This window comes from Spongiibacter sp., from assembly GCF_984394615.1.
Map to the genome: position 1 here is coordinate 1 of NZ_CFHTQA010000080.1, position 2,554 is coordinate 2,554.

Below are 2,554 nucleotides of genomic sequence, written 5' to 3' on the forward strand. Positions count from 1 at the left end.
TAGCTGAGCCTGCGCTGCAAGGTGCGCGGCGCCATATCCAGTTCGGCGGCCACATCCTCCAGGCGGGGCACCCCTTCCGGCAGTTGGCGGATAATGCAGTCCATCACCTCGCGAATTACCCGGTCTTCCAACTGCAGATTGGCGAGCTGCTCACGGGCAATCTGCAACAGCGATTCGTGAATCTCCGGGTGGGGAAACTGCGTGGGGCGCGCCAGAAAAGTGCGATCGAACTCCACCGCATTGCTGTGGCTGTTGTAGTGCACCGGCGCCTGAATGATACGGGCAATTTCGGTGGCATCGCCGGGACCGGCGTGCTGGAAGTGGATTTCACGGTGGCTGCACCAGCAATCGAGCAGCGGCTTATTGGCGCGATACCAACTGGTGAAGAAAAACTCGATGACATGCCGAGACGGCATCTGGCGGGGAGGCACTCGCCAGCTCAACCGCGTCTGGTCCTCATCAATGCTCTCAAAATTCACATCGCCGTGGTCGATCAGCAAACGCGAAAACGCCACAACGGCATCGATGGCCTCTTTCATATTGGCCGCGCTCATGCCGAGGTAATTCACCATGCCCCAGGCCTGACGCGAACAATGCACACCGGCGCGGGCACCGAAGTAGCGGTCTTTCAGCAACCGCTCACCGGCATCCAGTACGATTTCAAACAGACGCAGCGGGAAGCGCCCGCTGTCGCTGACGTGCTCCCGGACATCCAGTCGCAACAGACCACGGAGCTGTTCAGGGGTGATTCCACGCCCTTCCAGATAGTGGAGTGTGCTATCAAGGTATTCGCTGCAAACGGTGGGTGTTCTCATGCTTCTCTCCTCCTGAAAGTCCGGCTGGCGACCGACTTTCCTTATTATTTTGATGGGAAGATTCCCTGCACTGCGAAGGCAGCGTATCAGCATAAGGCGATGCAGCAGGAGCATTTACTATCATTTGGGTCCAGTAATGGCTATCATTTTGGTCCACGCCCTGCACAACAACAGTACGCGATCATGCAGCTTTTTGAGGTTGAACATATCGGTCGACGCCGACTCGGGCTCTTGCGGGATATTCTGCTGAACCGTTACCCGCAGGTCGATGCCGGCCAGCTCGCGGTCGACTGTGGCGTCAAGTCGGACTGGTCGATGGCCAGTCGCGACGAGAACGGCAGCATGCAGGCGGTGTTGCGGGTGATGCATACCCTGCGGCGCGGCGCCGTGCCGGATATTGCCCTGCAGCTCGGCGACCGCGCGCAGATTACCGACTCGGGGCTGCTCGGCTATGCAGTGCTCACCGCGCCGACCGTTCTTCAGGCCGCGCGAATGACCAGCCACGCACTGAGCAGCTCAAACTATCTGCTGCGCAATAAAATTGTGGTGAAGGAGCAGTACGCCAGCAGCGTATTCAGTGTGACCAGCCGGGCGCGCCCGCACCGCGAAATGCTGATGGAAATGAGTATGCTGGCGGTTTGGCGCTGTATCCAATCCATTGTGCCCAGCGGTCGGGCCAGCACGCCCGCAGAAGTCCACTTCAGCCATCCGGCCCCCGCCTATGCCGCACGCTACGAGGAGCTGTTTGGTTGTCCGGTGTACTTCAACCGCGCTCACGATGTATTGATTACCCCATCGACGCTGATCCATCAGCGCATTCCCTCAGGCAATACCGCACTGATTCGCAGCCTGTCGACCGAGCTGCGTGAATTGCTTGGCGACGGCTACCGGGGCAGCGGCATTGCCGCCCGCGTGCGCCGCGCGCTGGTGGAAAATCCGCAGTCCTGCGCATTCTCGCTCACCGGCACCGCCGCGCAGTTGAATATGCACCCGCGCAGTCTGCGCCGCTATCTCGCCGATCAGGGCCACAGCTTTCGGGAAGTCTGTCAGGAAGCGCGCATGGCGCTGGCCAAGCAGTATTTGAGCAATACCCAAATGCCGGTCAAGGCCATTGCCCTGCAACTGGGTTATCGACACAGCAACAACTTTACCCGCGCCTTTGCCGAGTACTTCGGCGAAACGCCGGAAGCCGCACGCCGGCGCGAGTTCGCCGATCAGGATGCCAGTGCCAATCCCGCCAGGTGATCGTCTCGCTGGCCCGCCAGCAGCTCCATCAAGGTGAGACGCTTGAAGTAGGCCCCCACGTTCAGCTCGTCAGTCATACCGATACCGCCGTGCAACTGCACCGCCTGCTGACCGACGTAGCGACCACTTTCCGCCAACTGCACCTTGAGCTGCGCAGCAGCGCGATGAAAGCCCTCGCGGCCCTGCTGCTGAAAAGCCGCCCACAACAATGAGCGCAGCTTCTCGCCAGCGATAAACATATCGGCGAAGCGGTGCTGCAGCGCCTGAAATGCCGCCAGTGGCATACCGAACTGCTTGCGGGTTACCAGATACTCGCCGCTGACACTGAGCAGGCTGTCGATGCAACCCAGCGATTCTGCCGCCATCAGCAACAGACTTTCCGATACCGACTGCCGCAGCGCGCGCTCCGCCGCATCACCGCGACACAGCACCGCGCTGTCATCGAACGGCACACCGTCGAACTGGATGTCTCCGGCGGCGCGGCCATCGGCCAT

3 protein-coding genes are annotated in these 2,554 nt (G+C 60.6%); 1 reads left to right on the plus strand and 2 read right to left on the minus strand.

All coding sequences use genetic code 11. The features are described from left to right. Window positions 1-815: AraC family transcriptional regulator ligand-binding domain-containing protein (locus AC5DB9_RS16460; protein WP_491732105.1), on the minus strand; the 815-nt coding region annotated here is incomplete at its 3' end. A 183-nt stretch (window positions 816-998) separates the two neighbouring features. On the opposite strand from AC5DB9_RS16460, the gene AC5DB9_RS16465 reads away from it, so the two are divergent. Continuing rightward, the gene (locus AC5DB9_RS16465) at window positions 999-2,060 is read left to right on the plus strand and encodes an AraC family transcriptional regulator (RefSeq protein WP_272991661.1); all 1,062 of its coding nucleotides are present in this window, start codon (window positions 999-1,001) and stop codon (window positions 2,058-2,060) included. On the opposite strand, the gene AC5DB9_RS16470 is transcribed toward AC5DB9_RS16465, so the two are convergent. Then, the coding region (locus AC5DB9_RS16470; RefSeq protein WP_491732106.1) for an acyl-CoA dehydrogenase family protein at window positions 2,030-2,554 on the minus strand (525 nt) is incomplete at its 5' end. The genes AC5DB9_RS16465 and AC5DB9_RS16470 overlap by 31 nt on opposite strands.